Here is a 20503-nt window from a genome sequence, read left to right as displayed (position 1 = left end):
CGACAAACATACTTAGATAAATCCTGAAAAACAATTTTTGCGGCGACCGCTGAATTGGACAACTTTTAAATACCTTTGGACGTGCATATCGCCCAATTGCTATCCAATCGTTTTCCGCTGCCGCCAACCGACCAGCAACGCGATACCTTCCGGGTGCTGGCTGATTTTTTAAGCTACAGCGGGCCGGATGGCTGTTTTGTATTGAAAGGATATGCCGGAACGGGAAAGACTACCCTCATCAGTACCTTGGTAAAAACGCTCCCCGCGTTGTCCATGCGTTCCGTATTGCTTGCTCCCACCGGACGGGCAGCGAAGGTGATGAGCCTGTACGCACATCGGAAAGCCTTCACCATACATAAAAAAATATACCGGAAAAAAACGGCGCTATCGCCCGACCTTGCTTTTCAGCTGGCCGAAAATCCGCATACAGACACGCTGTTCATCGTGGATGAGGCGTCCATGATTTCCAATGAACGGGTTACATTCCATCAAAAAAGCCTGCTGGAAGACCTCATCGCCTATATCCGCAAAGGCAGGAACTGCCGACTGATGCTCGTGGGCGACCGGGCGCAGCTCCCCCCGGTGGGCATGTTAAAAAGTCCTGCCCTGGACATCCAGTCGCTGGAAAGCGCCTTTGGTTTCCGTGTTTTCACATACGAACTTACCGAGGTAGTACGGCAGCAGCAGGATTCAGGCATTCTTTATAACGCCACCCGGATCCGTGAGCAGGTGCAGGTGGAAACGGATATGGCAGTACCGGCTTTCCCGCAGTTCCGGGTCAGGGGTTTTCCTGATATTTTTCGGATGACAGGCGAACGGCTATTGGAGGGGCTGCATTATGCTTATGGTAAATACGGTATGGAGAACACCATGGTGATCTGCCGCTCCAATAAAAATGCAAACCTGTACAACCAGCATATCCGAAACCGCATTCTGTTTCGCGAGGAGGAACTCACCGGTGGCGATTACATCATGGTTGTCCGGAACAACTACCATTGGCTCGCCGACGCGAACGAAGGCTCCGGCTTTATTGCCAACGGCGATATGGCGCACGTCCGTCGGGTGCGCAACGTGCACGAGCAGCACGGGTTCCGGTTTGCGGATGTCAGCCTGGAGTTGATCGACACCGACACCGAAGGGCCCTTCGACTGCCGGGTACTGCTTAACACCCTGCATATGGATACTCCAAACCTTACACAGGCAGATCAGCAACGCCTATATGATGCCATTATGGCCGACTACAGCGACATAGGCGACAAGAAAGCCCGACTGGAGGCACTGCGTTCAGACCCCTACTACAACGCGTTGCAGTTAAAATTTGCGATGGCTGTTACCTGCCATAAAGCCCAGGGTGGTCAATGGCCGTGCGTGTTTGTGGATCAGGGATATTTAACCGACGAAATGCTGGATACGGAATTTCTGCGATGGTTATATACCGCGTGCACACGGGCAACCCATGAACTCTTCCTGGTCAATTTCAGCGATCAATTCTTTCTGAATGAAACCACCGGCCGCCAGCCATAAACGTACCGGTAAGGGTTGACACTAAACCGGCTTCCATCTCCTCCCCTTCTGATTTACGCGTTACTTGGATGATTTTCGAAAGAAGAAAATACAGCCTGTGTGAAAGTCGCCCTTGGCAGGTGTGGCTTCCGAAACCCGGACGAAAATGAGCCACCGGGCCTGACAGTTGCTGGCCAACGCCACAAAATTATTACAGAACAAAAGCTAACATACTGTAAACAAAGTACCTGCATAGTTGTTTCTCCATCATTGCCTTTTATACATGCATTGATTGCCTTAAATTATGAAACAAGACAACAAGTCTATCCATTCCCCGTTAACCGGGTACGGAAACGACGTTAGCCCTCCTTCCCCCCTTCGCTCAATTCCCACTCCGGGCAAATCCGATCCCACGCCTACGTTACGGATGGTCGATGCCATCGCCATCATTGTGGGCATTGTGGTGGGTGCCGGCATTTTCCGAACACCGTCGCTGGTTGCAGCCAATACCGGAAGCACGGAGCTGTTCCTGTTGGCCTGGCTGCTCGGGGGGATCGTTTCATTAATCGGTGCCTTATGTTATGCGGAATTGAGCACCGCGTTTCCCAATACCGGGGGCGACTACCATTTTCTAAGGCGTGCGTTCGGGAAGCGGTTTTCATTTCTTTTTGCCTGGGCCCGGATCAGCATCATACAAACAGGTTCCATTGCTCTGCTGGCTTACATTATTGGAGATTACCTTTCCCAGTTATACTCCGTGGGTCCCTATTCCTCGGCCATCTTTGCCGCACTGGTTGTGGTGACCCTTACGGCTATTAACATGATTGGTGTCCGTTTCGGCACGGGTACGCAAAAACTACTGTTTATACTGGAATTCGGCGGTACCCTGTGCGTCATCATCGTCGGCTTGTTTATCCAGCCCGCTGCCGGAGCGCTGGCCGCATTGCCGGCTGCCCCCGCTTCTGGGATGACAACAGCTATGGGGCTTGCCATGGTCTTCGTGCTGCTCACCTTTGGTGGATGGAACGAGGCCGGTTATATATCCGCTGAATTACGTGCCGGAAGCCGCAAAATGGTGCCTGTACTGGTGATCAGCATCGTGATGATCACCGTGCTTTACCTATTGGTTAACTGGGCATTTCTCCGGGCGCTTGGCGTCGAACGCATGGCGGCATCGGCTGCCGTGGGAATTGATTTAATGCGGGTAACCCTTGGGGAGCCCGGGGTTTTCTTAATCGGCATTATCGTGATCATGGCTACGCTGACCTCGATCAATGCCACCATTTTTACAGGTGCCCGGACCAATTATGCCCTGGGGCGTGATTTCAAACTGTTCGCTCCACTGGGTAAATGGAATGCCCGGACTTCCGCTCCGGTCAATGCCCTGATGGTTCAGGGTATCGTTGCACTGGCGTTGATTGGCCTTGGGGCTTTCACACGCGACGGCTTCCAGTCGATGGTCGACTTCACTGCACCTGTATTCTGGTTTTTTTTCCTTGCCATCGGCGTCGCGTTGTTTGTGCTCCGGGCCAGGGAACCCGGGGCAGCACGGCCATTCAAGGTTCCGCTATATCCGGTTACCCCCCTTATCTTCTGCGGGTCATGCGCCTATCTCCTTTATTCCAGCCTGGCATATACCGGACTCGGCGCAATGGCAGGGGTAGCGATCCTGCTTTTGGGCATGCTGTTTTTCTTTGCAATACGTTGATTCACGGTCTGCATACTGCGGAGCAGTATCCCAAACAATCGGACTGCAAGCCGTGTTTACCAATTAACTAATTTGGATATTCACTAAATAGATAACCTTAAAAATGAACACAATGAGCACATTGAAAAACTGGTTGGTTGTTTTCTTCCTCACGGCGTGCGCCGGTGCGTACGCGCAGCAACCGAATCTGGACGTTCCGTATGTCCCCACGAAGCAGGAAGTTGTCGAAGAGATGCTGAAACAGGCAAATGTAAAACCGGGCGACGTAGTCTATGACCTTGGATGCGGAGACGGGCGGATCGTGATTACTGCCGCCCAGAAATTCGGCGCTACGGGTGTTGGTGTCGACTTAAACCCGCAGCGCATTAAGGAGGCCAACGCCAACGCAGCAGCCGCAGGCGTGACCGACAAGGTTAAATTCGTGGAAGGTGATCTGTTTGAGTTCGATTTCAGCGAGGCGGATGTCGTGACCATGTACCTGCTTCCTTCCGTGAACCTGAAGTTACGGCCCAAGCTGCTCAGCGAGCTGAAACCGGGCAGCCGCATTGTTTCGCATGATTTTGATATGGGCGACTGGGAAGCGGAAAAGACCGTTGAAGTGGGAAATGACACCGTTTATCTGTGGACGGTACCCGCAAAATAATATCCGGTGCCGGCGACGCTAACAGGCCGGCAAAAACTTAGGGGGGCACGAAACGCCCCCCTTATTATTTATTGTGCCGCTGGCGTTTTCTTATTCCAAAGGTAATACACAGGAATACCCAAAAGCACGATAATCAGTCCAGGCCACGTAAACGTTGGCTGATAGATCAGGAGTCCGATACAGATCGTCAGCGCGGCTACCACATAAAAAGCAGGTAATACCGGGTATCCAAAAGCCCGGTAAGGCCGGGGCATATCGGGGTATTTGCGCCGTAATATGAATACACCGATAATGGTCAGTGAATAAAAAATCAGCACCACGAAGATAACATAGTTCAGCAGGTCGCCGTACCGGCCTGTCAGACACAGTACCGATGTCCAGACGCATTGCGCCCAAAGCCCCCAGCCCGGCACTTCAAACCGGTTTAAGACCCCCGCCTTTTTGAAAAAAAGTCCGTCCTGGGCCATGGTATAATATACCCGGGCACCTGCCAGGATCAACCCGTTATTGCAACCGAAAGTAGCCACCATAATCATGACGGCAATGACCATGGTACCCACGGACCCGAAGATCGCCTGTGCAGACGCCACCGCAACACGGTCGGCCGGCGCGAATGCAATTTCAGGCATATGTAATGTCGCCAGGTACATGAGATTGGTCAACACGTAGATGACCGTCACGATAAGCGTACCTAAAAACAGGCTAAGGCCTATATTCCGCTTGGGATTGCGTATCTCTCCGGCAATGAATGTAACGTTATTCCAGGCATCACTTGCGAATAACGAACCCACCATGGCCGATACGATGCCGGCAAAAACTGCCGTACCGCTTACCGAAACCGCGTGCCCGCCAACTGCATCCCAGCGAATGGTCTCCCAGGGCGCGGCCCAATTGGCATTCCATATGTCTGTATTGAACGCACCGAAGAGCCCTGCCACAATCAGGCCACCCAGTGACAGGATTTTAACCAGCGTGAACACCGTCTGGATGATCTTACCGTTTTTTACTCCGCGGGTATTCAGCCAGGTGAGGAAAATGATGGTTCCGATTGCTACCAGCTGGGCAGCATTCAGCTGAAATATTCCGAAATCCCATAAGATATTCCCGTCGCCAAGCGGCTCATAGAGGTAAGCGGCGAACTTGGCAAATGCCACACCCACAGCGGCAATGGTACCCGCCTGGATCACCATAAACAGCGACCAGCCGTATAGAAAAGCAACTAGTTTATTATAGGCTTCCCGCAGGTACACGTATTGTCCCCCAGCTTTGGGGAACATGCTGGAGAGCTCGCCGTAGCTCAGGGCAGCGATGACGGTAATGATACCCGCAAGTAGCCACACCGCGATTAGCCAACCCGCGCTGCCTACATGACGGGCAATATCCGAACTGACAATAAAAATACCTGAGCCGATCATGGAACCGGCCACCAGCATGGTAGCATCAAGTAATTTAAGTTCGCGCTTCATGTCCTGCGCCTCTTCATTAATGGTTGTGTTTATCATATTTTAGGTTTATTTATAATTAGGTGATCACCCTTGGTCTCGCTGTCCCTTTTGGTAATTCTGACAACGATCGGCACCTCGGCTCTCCTTACAGAAATGGCTGCAAATCCGGATGATAACAATTGATGTACAGCCTGTCGGGGGAACCTGCCATACCTTGCAAAAAAAGCGCAAATAAATTTGTTTATTTCAATAAGCATCTTATTTTTGGCATCGCATGATTTTAGGCCTATCTTAAATTTTATTAGTTAATTGGATCAAATATAATGGAATTTCTACAGCAAAATCTTATTTATTTAATTCCCGCACTCGGCGTAGTGGGCATCGTAGTTATGATTGTCAAGTCGGCATGGGTAACCAGGCAGGACGCCGGTGACGAGAATATGCGTTCATTGGCGGGGCACATTGCCGAAGGGGCGATGGCGTTCCTGAGGGCCGAATGGAAAGTACTTTCCTACTTTGTCATTATTGCCGCCCTTTTACTGGCCTGGTCGGGCACGCTGGTAGAAACATCCAGTTGGGTTATTGCGGTCTCCTTTGTAATTGGAGCCGTTACCTCAGCGTTTGCCGGATACATCGGCATGAATATCGCCACGAAGGCTAATGTACGGACCACACAGGCCGCCCGCACCAGCCTGACCAAAGCACTTAAGGTGTCCTTTACCGGCGGTACGGTGATGGGGCTTGGTGTAGCAGGGCTTGCCGTATTGGGTATGGGTACGCTATTCATCATATTTTACCAGGCTTTTGTAGTTAGCACCGGGGGCAATGTAAATGGACTGGAAATGGAGAAAGCCCTGGAAGTACTGGCCGGTTTCTCCCTTGGTGCGGAATCCATTGCGCTTTTTGCCCGTGTAGGTGGTGGTATTTATACGAAAGCTGCAGACGTGGGTGCGGATTTGGTTGGCAAGGTCGAAGCCGGGATTCCGGAAGACGACGTGCGCAACCCCGCCACGATTGCAGACAACGTGGGAGATAATGTGGGAGACGTTGCAGGCATGGGTGCGGACTTATTTGGTTCATATGTGGCCACAATATTGGCAACAATGGTATTGGGGCGTGAAATCATCTCAGCCGATCAGTTTGGGGGTATTGCCCCTATCCTACTGCCCATTTTAATTGCTGGACTGGGACTTATTTTCTCTATCCTGGGTGCCGCCCTGGTACGGGTGAACAATGATCAGGGCGATGTGCAGCAGGCATTGAACCTGGGCAACTGGTCGTCCATTATTTTTACGGCAATTGCATCCTATTTCGTTGTAGGCTGGCTGCTGCCCGACCAACTTGAATTGCGGGGCGTTTCTTTCACCTCGTTGGATGTGTTTTTTGCAATCATCGTTGGCCTGGTGGTCGGCGCATTGATGAGTATCGTTACAGAACATTATACAGCAATGGGAAAACGGCCGGTAAGTTCGATTGTCAGGCAGTCCTCAACCGGGCATGCCACGAATATTATCGGCGGCTTATCCATCGGCATGGAATCGACCATGATACCAACCATCATCCTGGCCGCAGGCATCATTTCTTCTTACGCTTTTGCGGGATTGTACGGTGTGGCGATTGCCGCAGCGGGCATGATGGCCACCACAGCGATGCAGCTCGCGATCGATGCCTTTGGCCCGATCGCCGATAACGCCGGCGGTATTGCGGAGATGAGCGGCCTGCCGAAGGAAGTACGTGAGCGCACCGATAAATTGGATGCAGTAGGTAACACCACAGCGGCTACCGGAAAAGGGTTCGCCATTGCTTCAGCCGCATTGACAGCACTGGCACTTTTTGCCGCATTTGTAGGTATATCCGGTATTGACGCAATTAACATCTATAAGGCACCGGTATTAGGTGCGCTATTCGTTGGTGCCATGATCCCGTTCATCTTTTCGTCTCTGGCGATTGCTGCCGTGGGCCGCGCAGCGATGGCCATGGTTGAGGAGGTGCGTAGGCAATTCCGTGAAATCCCGGGTATTATGGAATACAAAGCAAAGCCGGAGTATGACAAGTGTGTTGCCATTTCCACCAAGGCGTCAATCCGTGAAATGATCTTACCGGGTGCAATCGCCCTGGTTGTGCCAATCCTTGTAGGGTTTGGTTTCCAGAACGTATTTGAAGACACCTCTTCTCCTGAAATTTTAGGGGGGCTGCTGGCCGGCGTCACGGTATCGGGCGTATTGCTCGGCATGTTCCAGAATAATGCCGGAGGTGCCTGGGACAATGCCAAGAAATCTTTTGAAGCCGGCGTTGAAATCAATGGCACGATGGAATTCAAAGGTTCCGATGCGCATAAAGCATCAGTGACCGGTGACACTGTAGGTGACCCGTTTAAGGATACTTCCGGCCCTTCCATGAATATCCTGATTAAATTGATGTCCATCGTATCGCTCATCATTGCGCCGCATATCAGCGTCAACGGCGGGCACTCGGCGGATGTTCGTGTAAACACGTCGTCCGAAAAGGTTATTTCGCACGTGGAAACAGAAAAAGCGACCACCGACAATACCGTGGTACTGCCGGCAACCCGGTTCTGACCCTTTCCATAAAACCATAAAAACAAAGGAGGTAAGCACAACTTGCCTCCTTTGTTTTTATGGTTTAACAGCGAATAATGTCATTTTTTTTCTGCACTAATAAAATAAATATTTGTAGGTTTGAAACGTAACTAATGCAGATAATCCTAAATTATCATTAAAGAAAATCAACATGTTATTTAAAAAATCGATTGCCACATTGGTGAACGAGGCGCAAGAGAGCGGTGAAGGAACCCTTAAACGGACATTGTCAAGCGGTGGGTTGGTGGCATTGGGTGTAGGCGCGATTGTGGGCGCCGGTCTTTTTTCCCTGACCGGAATAGCCGCGGCGGAAAATGCCGGTCCCGCGGTAACGCTTTCTTTTGTCATCGCAGCCATCGGATGTGCACTCGCCGGGTTGTGCTACGCCGAATTTGCAGCCATGATTCCGGTGGCCGGAAGTGCGTATACTTATTCATACGCAACCATGGGTGAAGCCGTTGCCTGGATTATCGGATGGGACCTTGTGCTGGAATACGCGCTGGGCGCCGCTACCGTGGCTTCCAGCTGGTCGCAGTATTTTAACGAATTTCTACAGGAATTTAACATAAACATCCCCCCGGAATTCCTGCATGGCCCGTGGGAAGGAGGCATCGTTAACTTACCGGCAATTTTCATTGTATGCCTGTTATCGCTGCTGCTTATCCGCGGCACGCAGGAGTCGTCATTGGTCAATAACATCCTCGTAGTGGTCAAAGTGGCGGTGGTACTGATATTTGTTGCACTGGGATGGAGTTTTATCAACCCGGCTAACCATGAACCCTTTATTCCTACCAATGAAGGGGAAGAATTGGTCAAAGCCGGCAAACTGGGCTTTTTTGACTTCTTTACCAGCGACTATTTTGGTGCATACGGCATCAGTGGTATTATGCGCGGGGCAGGCGTGGTCTTTTTCGCCTTCATCGGTTTTGATGCCGTGAGTACCGCCGCACAGGAAGCTAAAAACCCGCAAAAGGGAATGCCAATCGGCATTATCGGATCACTGGTCGTCTGTACCATATTGTATATGCTCTTCTCGTTTGTACTTACCGGGCTGGCCAACTATACAACATTCGCCGGCGATGCAAAACCTGTTGCCACGGCATTTTCCCAAACCGGATACACCTTTCTGAATACGGCACTGATTGTTGCCATTCTCACCGGTTATACTTCCGTGATGCTGGTCATGCTGCTGGGGCAAAGCCGCGTCTTCTATACGATGAGTAAAGACGGGCTGCTGCCCAAATTTTTCTCCGATCTTTCCAAACGGCAAACCCCCTGGAAGACCAACCTGATTTTCATGGTATTTGTGAGTCTGTTTGCCGGACTGGTACCGGTGGCAGATCTGGGCCACATGGTAAGTATCGGAACGCTATTCGCTTTCTGTCTGGTATGTATTGGCGTTATTGTATTACGTAAGACCAATCCGCTCGCCGTCCGTCCGTTCCGGACACCGTTGGTGCCGGTTGTACCGATACTCGGTGTAATCGTCTGTATTGCATTAATGGCGTCACTGCCCATCGAAAGCTGGGAACGGCTGGCCATATGGATGGTCATCGGCATGGTCATCTACTTTTTATATGGAAAACGGCACAGTAAAATACGTATCGACGTAAAATCACATCATGAAAACCGGATGGAACCGTAAACCCGGTTCTGAAAATAAGATAACTGGAAGCGCCCCGACATCAACGGGGCGCTTTCTTTTTGCCGTAATATGTTATATAATAATCAATTAACATTCCGTTAATCCAAAATGCGTTACCTTTGTCCTGTTCATCATTCATGCCATGAATGGATTGTTTCTCAAAACGATTAAACGACAGCACATCTTCCCTCCAGAGGGAATTGCTTCTTTTCCATACAGAAATTCACTCAACTTATCACTATGAAACGAAAGACTACTAAATTTTCGATTTTAGTTGCTTTTTTAATGTTACTGAGCAACTATTCCTGGGCACAGCGGGTGCTTACGGGAAAAGTAACCGATGGAACAGAACCTGTGGCCGGCGCCACGATATCCGTCCGGGGCACTTCCGGTGCGACTTCCACGGATGCCAATGGCAACTTTAGTTTATCCACCGACAGCGAAACCGGCGTACTGACGATCCGTGTCCTCGGTTTCACGACACAAACCCTGTCATTTTCGGCGTCTTCCGACCTGGGAACCATTGTGCTGATACCCTCCGGCTCAGAAACATTGGATGAGGTGGTTGTCGTTGGGCGTGGAATCATTGACATTGCCGAGGACCGGAAAACGCCCATTGCTGTATCAACTGTATCACGTGCCGAGATACAAAACAAGGGAGTCGGAAATGTCGAGTTTCCCGAAATCATGAAAAATACACCGTCTGTGTTTGTCGCCAACCAAGCCAGCGGATTTGGAGATGGACAGAATTTCCTACGCGGATTTGACCAATCCAACACGGCTTACCTCCTGAATGGACAGCCGATCAATGGCATGGAAGACGGAAATATGTATTGGTCAAACTGGAGTTCCATCGCCGATGTGGCAAACGCCATTCAGGTACAACGCGGTTTAGGCTCATCCAAGCTGGCTATCTCGTCGGTAGGCGGCACCGTGAATATCATCACTAAGGCTACCGATTTAACCCGGAGCGGATCCGTACGACTGATGACCGGTAACGACGGTTTCCTGAAAGGGACCATCAGTTACAATACCGGACTCCGGCGCAAATGGGGATTTTCCATGCTGTTGGACTATTGGAGGGCGGACAGAAAATACGCCGTGGGAACACAGGGTGAAGGACAAAGCTACTTCTTCTCCGTCGGTTATAAGCCGAATGAACGCCACAACTTCAACTTCATGATTTTCGGGGCGCCCCAGAAACATGGCCAGAATTATTCCAAGGGACTGACAACGACCTATTGGCCCGATAATGCCAGCGGTGGTATTGCCGGTACGGTGAATCAACCGGGATACGACATGACCGGTATCCGTGGCAACCACAACTATGGGCATTATAACGGCGAGGGGCTTTCGCTCGTTACCAATTTCTACCACAAGCCGGTAGCTAACCTCAACTGGGATTTTGACATTACTGATAAATCTTCCCTTTCGACTGTGCTTTATGCATCAATGGGCCGCGGTGGCAGTACCGGATCGCTGGGTAATGGCCAGAACCGGCTGAACAGTCAATATGGGCCCGCTTACGGACCACAAGGTCAGCTGTTATGGGATAACATTGCCAAGTATAATGCAGATATCCCCAACGGCGTGAGTTCCGGCTTTAACGGCACCATGTTACGCGCATCGATGAACAATCATTTCTGGTACGGTTTAGTATCCAATTTCAGTCATGAAACGGATTACGGACTGACGTTTAATGTGGGCGCCGACCTGCGCTTCTATCATGGGGACCATTTCCGGCAACTCATTAACAAGCTTGGGTTGAATAGCCGGATTGAGAACAGTGCGGCACACGGTGGCGATTTCGAGATTACGAAAACATACAAAGCGGATCCCTGGGCTTCCCTGTTTAATTATGCTCCGGTAGACCAACGGGTTGGCTACGATGACTCCGAAGACATTAACTACCAAGGTGCTTTTGGGCAGGTGGAATACAGCAACGATGATTTTTCGGTATTCGTTCAGGGTTCCGTGTCCAATCAGTCGTATATCAAGTACAATCGCTGGAATTACGACGAACGCGAAGCCAAGTCCGATACCGAAAGTAAAATCGGATACAACATCAAGGGAGGGGCTTCATATAACATCAATGACCAGCATACGCTATTTGCCAACATCGGCCAATACTCACGACAGCCTTTCCTGGATAACGTTTTCCAGCAGGGCACCATCGATTTTACAGACCCGGGGGTAGACAATGAGGAGATTTTTGGTCTGGAAGCGGGATACCGGTTTGCCGCCGCTAATTTTACGGTCAACCTGAATGGCTACTATACGGCGTGGCGCAACCGGTTCCTGGGCTATGATGCGGATAATCGGGAAGTGAATGATGTTGTATACCCGGACGTTACTTATTTGCTCACAGGGGTTACGCAATTGCATAAAGGGCTGGAGCTGGATTTCCAGGCTCAGATTACCCCACAGTGGATGTTCCGCGGATATGGGTCTCTCGGCGACTGGCAATACGATGGTGATTCACCTTACCGGCTGCGAAACAACGATGACTCGCAGATCATTGAAAGCGGTAATCTGGGTTTATCCGGCGTAAAGGTGGGTAACGCCGCGCAGACTTCCTTCGGTTTTGGTACGGAATACGATATTTTGGAAAACCTGTCCATCGATGCCAATTATAACTTTTACGACAACCTGTATGCACAGGTGGAAGCGGCAGATGTAGTAGGTGCGGCATTGGAGGGCGAAGTATATGCGCCGGAAAAGCTGGATGCATTCGGCACCTTTGATGCCGGTTTAACTTACTTATTCCGTGTGGGTAGCCAGCAGCTGAAATTCCGGGGCAATGTATTGAATCTGTTTAATACAACATATTTTGGCAGGAAAGACGGATTTGGTTATTACTACGGACTTGGTACTACCTGGAATGCGGGATTGACCTACAGCTTTTAATTGACAGGGGACGATTATTTATTATACCGGGGAGGCTGCCCATTTCGGACAGCCTTCCCTTTTATGCATTATAATAAAATTCATCGATATAGGTCAATGTCATCATTTCATTGTTAAATTGCTGCAGACTCTTGCGGTCGGCCGATAACTCAAAGACAACCGACAGTTTCCGGGAACGCTTGCTTACGGTCTTTCGGGTATAATTAATACCGTGGTTATCCATTACCTGTTTCAATTCTTCCAGGTGGCCGATGTCGGTGCTTTGAAAAACCACAAATATAGTACGTGTAAGGAACAGCCTTTCCATGGCACTCTCTACTTTGTTAAGTACCGACAAAACAATCACCGTAATAACCGCAATTGCCAGGGACAGGCCATAGTATCCGGTTCCCGCAGCCATCCCAATTCCGGCAACAATCCAGATAACTGCGGCGGTCGTGAGCCCCATCACCGAAAATTTATCCTTAAAGATTACACCGGCACCGATGAAGCCGATACCGGTGATGATATTGGCAGCAATCCGGTCATCGCTGCCTACCCCGAAGCGCGACACGATGGTAAACACGGTAGCCCCCAGGCAAATAAGAACAATGGTACGGAAACCAGCGGATTTATTCCTGTATTCGCGTTCAATGCCTACAAGGCTTCCTGACAATATGGATATACCTATGGATATCAGGTCGTTGTCTTCTGGGAAAAATTCCATTTTGTTTGTATTGGATGGTGGTTCGTAGTGTATGATAGGTGATGGTATACCCATCCACCGTCACGGATCGCTAATCAAGATAAGCATATGTGATTCCGGTGCCGCCCCGATCCGGGTGTTCGTCTTCCAGTCGCTTGACTTCACCGTATTTATGAAGGTAATCACGGATAAATTTACGCAATATACCGTTGCCTTTTCCATGGATGATTTTGAGGGTGGGAAAACCCATCATCACTGCCCGATCCAGCTGTTTTTCAATCTCATACAGTGCAGATTCCGTACGCATGCCCCGCACATCCACCTCGTGGAGAAAATCAGCTACATCATCCGTCATCGCAGCATAGTGCGATGAACGCGAAGTGGTTGATTTTGCTTTTTGGGGAATAGGCACTACTTTATTACGTTTTTGTACAGTCCGCAATTCGCCCATAGCCAGCACCAGGTTGTTTTTCGCCACACTGATTACCTGTGCCTCACTGCCGGTGTCCAGTATTTTTACCCAGTCGCCAACGCGGACCTCGGCATCCGCAGCAGACTGCGGCGCAGCAGCGGCCGGCTTTACCGTTGCCGCCGCATGTGCCTCCCGTGTGGCATCAAGCTGCTTGCGCAGCGCGCTGGTCGCTGTTTTGTCCGCCTGATTTTTCTTGATTTCTGCAATGGTATTTTCAACCAGCTTGTTGGCATCCTTCAGTATATTTCCGGCCTCTTCCCGTGCCTGCCTGAGAATCGACTTTTTATTTTCCTCCAAATAGGCCTGCAATTGTTCGTTTTCTTCCTGCATCCGGGTCAGCTGCCGTTGCTTTTCCGCGAGTGAAATTTTCACCTCCTGCACTTCCTTCTTATCGCGTTCGAGATCCACCAGCAGCGAGTCCACCCTTTTTTGGTGCGCACCGATCCGCTGCTTGGCCGCATGTAGAATTTCTTTACTTAACCCGATTTTCTGTGCAATCTCAAATGCATAAGAGCTGCCCGGTTTTCCGGTTTGCAGGATGTAAAGTGGCTGCATGGCCGTGTTGTCAAACAGCATAGATGCATTCTCCAGGCCGGCTGTGTTACTTGCATACACTTTAAGGTTCGAATAGTGGGTGGTAATGATTCCACGTGCCTGTTTCCGGTTCAGTACCTCCAATACGGCTTCAGCAATCGGCCCGCCAAACAGCGGGTCGGTACCCGTCCCGAATTCATCAATCAATATCAATGTTTTTGAATCGGCATGCTCGGAAAAATATTTCATTTTCGACAGGTGTGCGCTATAGGTACTCAGATCACTTTCAATCGACTGATCGTCGCCAATATCGGCAAATACCTGACGGAAGACACCCATTTTTGAATCGGGGTCGGCAGGGATCAGCAATCCGGCCTGTGTCATCAGCTGCAGCAGGCCAATCGTCTTCATGCATACCGACTTTCCGCCTGCATTGGGTCCGGATACCACAATAATCCGCTGTTCATCGTCCATATGGACATTCAGCGGTACGACTTGCTGTCCGGTGTGCTTGAAATTCAGTAACAGCAAGGGATGACGGGCATTAATCAGGGAAAGCCGCGCTTCATTTACCAGCTGGGGCAGCTGTCCTCCAATATCAATAGCGAACAATGCCTTGGCGCGCACGAAATCAACCTTGCTCAGCAGGTCGTGATAATCAAATAATAGCGGAATATGGGGACGTATTTCATCGGTCAGTGCAATAAGTATGCGCGTGATCTCACGCCGACGGTCAAATTCCAGGTCGCGGACTCGGTTATTCAGGTGGAATACCTCTTCCGGTTCGATATAGGCGGTCTGCCCGGTGGCCGACTCATCGTGTACCCACCCCTTGATCCTGCGTTTATTTTCCGCAAGCACCGGGATACACAATCGACCGTCGCGCACGGTGAGATTTCCGTCCGCAGTCCACCCCTGCTGCTGCGCCGACTTAAAAACCTGGTCCAGGCGCTTTCGTGCTTCCTGTTCTGCTTTGGCAATACTGACTACAATTTCCGCCAAAAGCGGTGATGCGTTGTCCTTGATCTTTCCTTTCGGATCAATTACACGTTCAATCGTAGTAACGAGGGTCCCTTCCACGGGCAGGTGTTGAAAAAGAGCCTCCAGGGTGGGGTATTGCCCACCACGTTCGTTAAAATACCGGATGACTGCAAATACCGTTTTAAGCGAAAGCAACAGGTTTGCAAATTCTGTTTCCAGGAGAAAGGTTCCCACCACCCTGGCCTTTTCCGCCAGTGGCCGGATGGGATACAGGTGGTCTACTGGTAATGGCGTATCATTCGTCAGCAGCTCTTTGAATTCATGTGCCTGCCTTAAAAATCTGTTGATTTGATCAAACCGCGTCTGCGGCTGTATCCGCTCTACCAATGCACCGCCTGCTTCGCTTAGGCATTTCGCTTTAATCAGCGATTTAATGGCGGTAAAACCAAGTTTTTCTGCAGCGTTATCGGGATAAATCATGCTTGTTGCCTTATTTCGTTATGGAGAGCGGACGAATGGTCCGTAACGTATCGGGTGTTATGGCAGGGTCCGGCTGCCGGCCGGTAACGGCTGTAGCGTCATCAGCTTCTTTTGTTGCTGTTATATGATGAAGGCCCAGCTGTTCCCACAGCCTGTCTTTTAATCTGTCGTACGTCACCGGTACCGGCTGGTTATAAGCGGTGTCTGTTCCCTGGAGGAAAAGCAGGTCTTTTTTTCGCATATAATCCAATGAGTCCCGAACGGCACGGTTTTGATGATTCAGTTGCTGTACGCGCTGAACAGAATCAGCCATACGACGCGATTGGTACGATGCATCCTGGACCTGTTGTGCCGCCGCATTCAGGGCGTCAAGCCGTTTCTCTATCACGGTATAAAATTCATTCATGACCCGGGGCCTGCGGGAATAGTAAGCAATGCTGTTTGCAAACATAGCGGAGTCAATTCCATATCGGTCAAAAATAGCTGCATAATAACTATCCAAGTATAGCCGTGCGGAATCAATTGGTATCGCAGCCAGCTGTCCATCGGCCAGGTGTACATCAAACAATACATCTGGCATCTGCTTTTTGGAGATAATGCCCGCAGGGATTTTCTCGCCGCATGAGATCAGCAAAATAAACATCAGTCCAACCAGAGGAAATCGCATGCTATTCAATTTTGACCTGCCGCTTATCTGTTGATAGATCAAGACAGGTTTTGTAGTTTTGTGCAAAATTAGATAAATTGCCGTTCTTACACAATTTATCAATAGCTCTTCTGTATTTAGCAGATCAAGTTTAACAGGACAAAAAACACAAAAATGAGGCCGGATTTAGCGGCCCAAAGCACTACTTTTGTATCGCATTATCGAAATGAACATTGCAAAAAATATCCAAGTCGCACAGGAAGAGCTCAGTCACCTGGGTGTTAAATTAATTGCTGTTTCTAAAACTAAACCACAGGACGCTATTCTGGAAGCGTACGGAGCGGGCCAACGCGCTTTCGGCGAAAATATCGTTCAGGAATTAGTCCAAAAACAGGAGGCCTTACCCAAAGACATTGAGTGGCATCTGATTGGTCACCTACAAAGCAATAAGGTCAAATACATCGCTTCTTTTGTTTCCCTTATCCATGCGGTGGATAGCCTCAAGCTCTTGAAGGAAATAGACAAGCAAGCCGGGAAGCACAAGCGTGTCATTGATTGCCTGTTGCAGGTGTATATTGCGGAAGAAGACACCAAATTTGGACTCGACCATGCCGAATTGATTGAACTGCTGCGTTCAGATGAATTGGCCGGATTAAAAAACATTCGCATTACCGGCTTAATGGGAATAGCAACGAACACACCAAATGAAAAGGTGGTCAAAGCGGAATTTTATGAATTGAAGACATTATTTGACGGCATCAAGCAGAGTTTTTTCAGGAATGCATCCTATTTTGACACCCTATCCATGGGCATGTCCGCCGATTATAAAATAGCCATCGAGCAGGGCAGCACCATGGTACGGCTTGGAAGTACGCTATTTGGCGGGCGTTGAAACAGCAATTCGTGCCCGGAAGCCATTGGACCCCGGGCGCTACATGCCGACTACAGCGCAGGTTATGGAACCCCAGCCACGGAACATGAATAAAATGAAAACAATTATCCGCAAAGCAACGGCTAACGATTGTCCGCAGATGCTGGATCTGATCCGGGAGCTGGCCGTTTATGAAAAGGCGCCGGGCGAAGTAACGGTAAACATGACCGAATTTGTGGATGCCGGGTTTGGCGATCAGCCAGTTTGGGAGGCTTTTGTAGCGGAAGAAGATAACCGCTTAGTAGGCATGTCGCTCTTTTATATCCGTTATTCGACCTGGAAGGGCCGGCGGCTGTATCTCGAAGATATCATTGTCACCGAAAATAGGCGCGGAAGTGGCATTGGCAGGCAGCTTTTTGAACGCACCCGGGAACTATGCAAGGAACGTCAATATACAGGAATGGTTTGGCAGGTGCTCGAATGGAATGAGCCCGCTATTAAATTCTACCAAAAATATGGTGCAGCTTTTGATTCAGAATGGTTAAATGCATCAATAAATGCATAAACAACAGGTAGTCATGAAAAACAACATAAACAATACCGGAACCTGGTTTCTTTTATTTTCTTTCGCAGTACTCTCCGGTTGTCAGCCAGACAGCGGCAACGGCCGGGCATCGAACGACAAACAGGCGGCCACAGATACCCTTACCTACCAGTATACCGATTATACCCGCTATAGCGATCACCCGGTAAAGACCAGCGAAACAACAGATACTACATTTTTTTCGGTTTCTTATCCGGTTTTCCCCGATTCGACCGTCAATTTGTTTGTACGGGAAGCGCTGTTGGGCAGTGACACTGCTTCCGTGGAAAAAGCAGCCGGCCAGTTCATTTCCGATTTTGACCGCTTTATGGAAACCGACCCATTTCCCCGGGTCTGGGTATCTGAATCGCATGCGAAAGTATATTGTATCACCCCCTCCTATCTGGGACTTACAATCGATGCGTATTCCTATACGGGTGGTGCCCATGGCAACTACGCTACGGTGTTCGAGCATTATGACCTCACTGATGGACAGCCGTTTACACTTAGTGATGTCGTAGATACCGCTTACCAGAATGAGTTGACGGCTGTTGCCGAGCGTTATTTCCGCCAACGGGAAGGCCTCGCGGTAGACCAATCGCTGGAAGACCGTTATTTTTTTGACGGTGGCCGGTTCAGCATCCCCGCGAATTTTGCACTGGAACAGGATAGTCTGCTGTTTCTGTACAACATCTATGAAATTAAGCCTTATGTAGACGGGCAAACGGAATTACGCGTTCCTTATACTGATATTGACCGGCTTTTGACCGACCGTGCCAGACGGATCGTCAATGAAATTGCAACAGTAAAAACCCCCTAATTACCCTATGCATGTATTTAAATTCGGTGGCGCATCTGTAAAAGACGCCAACGGTGTCATTAATCTGGGCAACATCCTAACCAAATATGCTGATAAAAACCTGCTGATTGTAGTATCAGCAATGGGCAAAACCACCGATCTGCTGGAAGAATTGACACAATCCTATTTTCAGCAAAAAGAAAACAGTGCGGCGTTGCTGCAACAATTGAAAACTTATCACAGTGACGTCTTAAGGGCGCTGTTTCCCGATGAAAACCATCCGGTGTATAACCAGGTCGCTAATTTAATTGTGGAAATCGAATGGGTTCTGGAAGAGCCGCCAATGGATGATTACGATTATTTATATGACCAGATCGTAGCCGTCGGAGAATTACTTTCTTCAACAATTGTGAGCCACCATTTAAACGCACGTGGACTAAAAAATCAATGGCTTGATGCAAGGAGCTATATTATTACCGACAATACTCACCGTGAAGCGCGGGTAAACTGGGAAATTACCGAGTGCCGCGTGCAGCAGGATATTCCGGCCATATTGGCAAAGGAAATGGTCGTCACCCAGGGCTTTATCGGCTCTACGTCTGAGAATTTCACCACCACACTCGGTCGCGACGGATCCGATTATTCAGCAGCAATTTTCGCTGCCTGTTTGCCTGCTGACGATATTACCATCTGGAAAGACGTACCCGGTGTCCTCAATGCTGACCCAAAATGGTTTGATGAAACCCAGCTGATACCTGAGTTATCATACCTGGACGCAATTGAACTGGCTTATTATGGTGCGAATATCATTCATCCGAAGACCATCAAACCACTTCAGAACAAAGACATCGCGCTATATGTCAAATCTTTTATCGACACTGAAAATGGTGGAACACAAATCCGTACCACCAAAGAAGCCCTGCCTATCCCCTCCTTTATCTTCAAGATAAATCAGGTATTGATTTCTATTCTTCCGAAGGATTTTTCCTTTATCGTTGAAGATAACCTCAGTGATATTTTCAACCGCTTTCACCGTTACCGGATCAAGGTGAATATGATGCACAACAGTGCAGTCAGCTTTTCAGTCAGTGTGGACGATACCGGCGATAATATCAATGAGCTGCTCCGTGATCTGCAGGAACGTTACGCAGTACAGGAGCAGCGCGGGCTGGAGTTGATTACCATACGCCATTATAATAACCAGACCATCGCACGGGTATTGGTGGAAAAGGAGATCATTATGGAGCTCAAAGATAGCTACACCTGCCAGCTGCTGGTAAAAAAACAGGGAATGGGATAACGATCTTCTGTCATATCCTCATTACACGTTCTTAATATGGCGTTTTTTATATAGCTTTGGCATAAAAATTCTTTATTCTTCAAACATGAGCATTGGACATAAATACACGACCGGTACATTGGGATTATTAGCACTTTGTTTCACTTTATCCTGCAATAGCGGCACGGAACAACAAGCCAATAATACAGCTGAAACTACGGCAACAGAAACAGCGGCTCCACAGGAAACACAACAGGCCGCTCCCTCAGCACCGGTATCAGCCGAACCGGCAAAAGCAATTCCCGATTTCACCTTTTACATTCTCAAAAATGGCATTCGCTTCAATAAAGAGGACCTGGCTAAAAATGGCAACATCACGTTTATCCTGTTTGATCCCAGCTGCAGCCATTGCCAGCATGAAGCAAGGGATCTCGGTCAGCATTACGACAAGCTGAAAAACAGCAACCTCTACTTTGTATCCATGAATGATCCTGCGCTAATGAATAGCTTCCTGGAGACGTTCGCCAAACCACTGGTAGACAAAACAAATATTACAGTATTGTATGACCGTGATGCCGATTTCATCAATAAATTCCATATTCCTTCACAGTATCCGGCAACTTACGTTTACGGAGCAGATGGGCAACTAAAAGAGCATTGGAGTGGCGACCGGGCGATTGATGAAATCATTACGGCCATCACCCAATAGTCGAATCCACCCC

15 protein-coding genes are annotated in these 20503 nt (G+C 49.3%); 11 read left to right on the top strand and 4 right to left on the bottom strand.

The window, feature by feature from the left end; all coding sequences use genetic code 11:
- The first annotated feature begins 81 nt into the window (after positions 1-81).
- From NEV57_RS01145 to NEV57_RS01135, 3 genes are all read left to right on the top strand, one after another.
- Positions 82-1524, top strand: a complete 1443-nt coding sequence (locus tag NEV57_RS01145) for an ATP-dependent DNA helicase (protein WP_257657020.1) — start codon at positions 82-84, stop codon at positions 1522-1524.
- A 283-nt stretch (positions 1525-1807) separates the two neighbouring features.
- Complete coding sequence (locus NEV57_RS01140) at positions 1808-3211, top strand: APC family permease (protein ID WP_257656449.1); 1404 nt, start codon at positions 1808-1810, stop codon at positions 3209-3211.
- 112 nt (positions 3212-3323) lie between these two features.
- Positions 3324-3854, top strand: coding sequence for an SAM-dependent methyltransferase (locus tag NEV57_RS01135; protein WP_257656448.1), 531 nt, complete (start codon positions 3324-3326; stop codon positions 3852-3854).
- Positions 3855-3922: 68 nt separating this feature from the next.
- Here NEV57_RS01135 and NEV57_RS01130 read toward each other — a convergent pair whose 3' ends face one another.
- Positions 3923-5356, bottom strand: a complete 1434-nt coding sequence (locus tag NEV57_RS01130; RefSeq protein ID WP_257656447.1) for an APC family permease — start codon at positions 5354-5356, stop codon at positions 3923-3925.
- Positions 5357-5622: 266 nt separating this feature from the next.
- Here NEV57_RS01130 and NEV57_RS01125 point away from each other — a divergent pair, with 266 nt between their 5' ends.
- The 3 genes from NEV57_RS01125 to NEV57_RS01115 all read left to right on the top strand — a co-directional run bounded on the left by NEV57_RS01125 (position 5623) and on the right by NEV57_RS01115 (position 12451).
- Complete coding sequence (locus tag NEV57_RS01125) at positions 5623-7878, top strand: sodium-translocating pyrophosphatase (RefSeq protein WP_257656446.1); 2256 nt, start codon at positions 5623-5625, stop codon at positions 7876-7878.
- 172 nt (positions 7879-8050) lie between these two features.
- Positions 8051-9544, top strand: coding sequence for an amino acid permease (locus NEV57_RS01120; RefSeq protein WP_257656445.1), 1494 nt, complete (start codon positions 8051-8053; stop codon positions 9542-9544).
- A gap of 240 nt (positions 9545-9784) precedes the next feature.
- Positions 9785-12451: a TonB-dependent receptor gene (locus NEV57_RS01115; RefSeq protein WP_257656444.1), complete on the top strand. Its 2667-nt coding sequence runs from the start codon at positions 9785-9787 to the stop codon at positions 12449-12451.
- A 61-nt stretch (positions 12452-12512) separates the two neighbouring features.
- On the opposite strand, the gene NEV57_RS01110 is transcribed toward NEV57_RS01115, so the two are convergent.
- From NEV57_RS01110 to NEV57_RS01100, 3 genes are all read right to left on the bottom strand, one after another.
- Positions 12513-13157: an MgtC/SapB family protein gene (locus tag NEV57_RS01110; protein WP_257656443.1), complete on the bottom strand. Its 645-nt coding sequence runs from the start codon at positions 13155-13157 to the stop codon at positions 12513-12515.
- Positions 13158-13227: 70 nt separating this feature from the next.
- Positions 13228-15603 (bottom strand): endonuclease MutS2, encoded by a 2376-nt coding sequence (locus tag NEV57_RS01105; protein ID WP_257656442.1) that lies wholly within the window; start codon positions 15601-15603, stop codon positions 13228-13230.
- 10 nt (positions 15604-15613) lie between these two features.
- Positions 15614-16270, bottom strand: a complete 657-nt coding sequence (locus NEV57_RS01100) for a DUF4296 domain-containing protein (RefSeq protein WP_257656441.1) — start codon at positions 16268-16270, stop codon at positions 15614-15616.
- A 205-nt stretch (positions 16271-16475) separates the two neighbouring features.
- On the opposite strand from NEV57_RS01100, the gene NEV57_RS01095 reads away from it, so the two are divergent.
- From NEV57_RS01095 to NEV57_RS01075, 5 genes are all read left to right on the top strand, one after another.
- A complete protein-coding gene (locus tag NEV57_RS01095) occupies positions 16476-17141 on the top strand; it encodes a YggS family pyridoxal phosphate-dependent enzyme (protein WP_257656440.1) in 666 nt (221 codons plus the stop codon).
- A 94-nt stretch (positions 17142-17235) separates the two neighbouring features.
- Positions 17236-17685, top strand: a complete 450-nt coding sequence (locus NEV57_RS01090; protein WP_257656439.1) for a GNAT family N-acetyltransferase — start codon at positions 17236-17238, stop codon at positions 17683-17685.
- A gap of 13 nt (positions 17686-17698) precedes the next feature.
- Positions 17699-18523 carry a DUF3298 and DUF4163 domain-containing protein gene (locus NEV57_RS01085; RefSeq protein ID WP_257656438.1) on the top strand — a complete coding sequence of 275 codons (825 nt, stop codon included), beginning with the start codon at positions 17699-17701 and terminating at the stop codon, positions 18521-18523.
- Positions 18524-18530: 7 nt separating this feature from the next.
- The gene (locus NEV57_RS01080) at positions 18531-19802 is read left to right on the top strand and encodes an aspartate kinase (protein WP_257656437.1); all 1272 of its coding nucleotides are present in this window, start codon (positions 18531-18533) and stop codon (positions 19800-19802) included.
- Between the two features lie 85 nt (positions 19803-19887).
- Positions 19888-20490 (top strand): peroxiredoxin family protein, encoded by a 603-nt coding sequence (locus NEV57_RS01075; protein WP_257656436.1) that lies wholly within the window; start codon positions 19888-19890, stop codon positions 20488-20490.
- Positions 20491-20503: the final 13 nt, after the last annotated feature.

The organism is Parapedobacter lycopersici (genome assembly GCF_024643285.1).
GTDB classification, from domain to species: Bacteria; Bacteroidota; Bacteroidia; order Sphingobacteriales; family Sphingobacteriaceae; genus Parapedobacter; species Parapedobacter lycopersici.
This window is presented reverse-complemented; position numbering and strand designations above follow the sequence as displayed.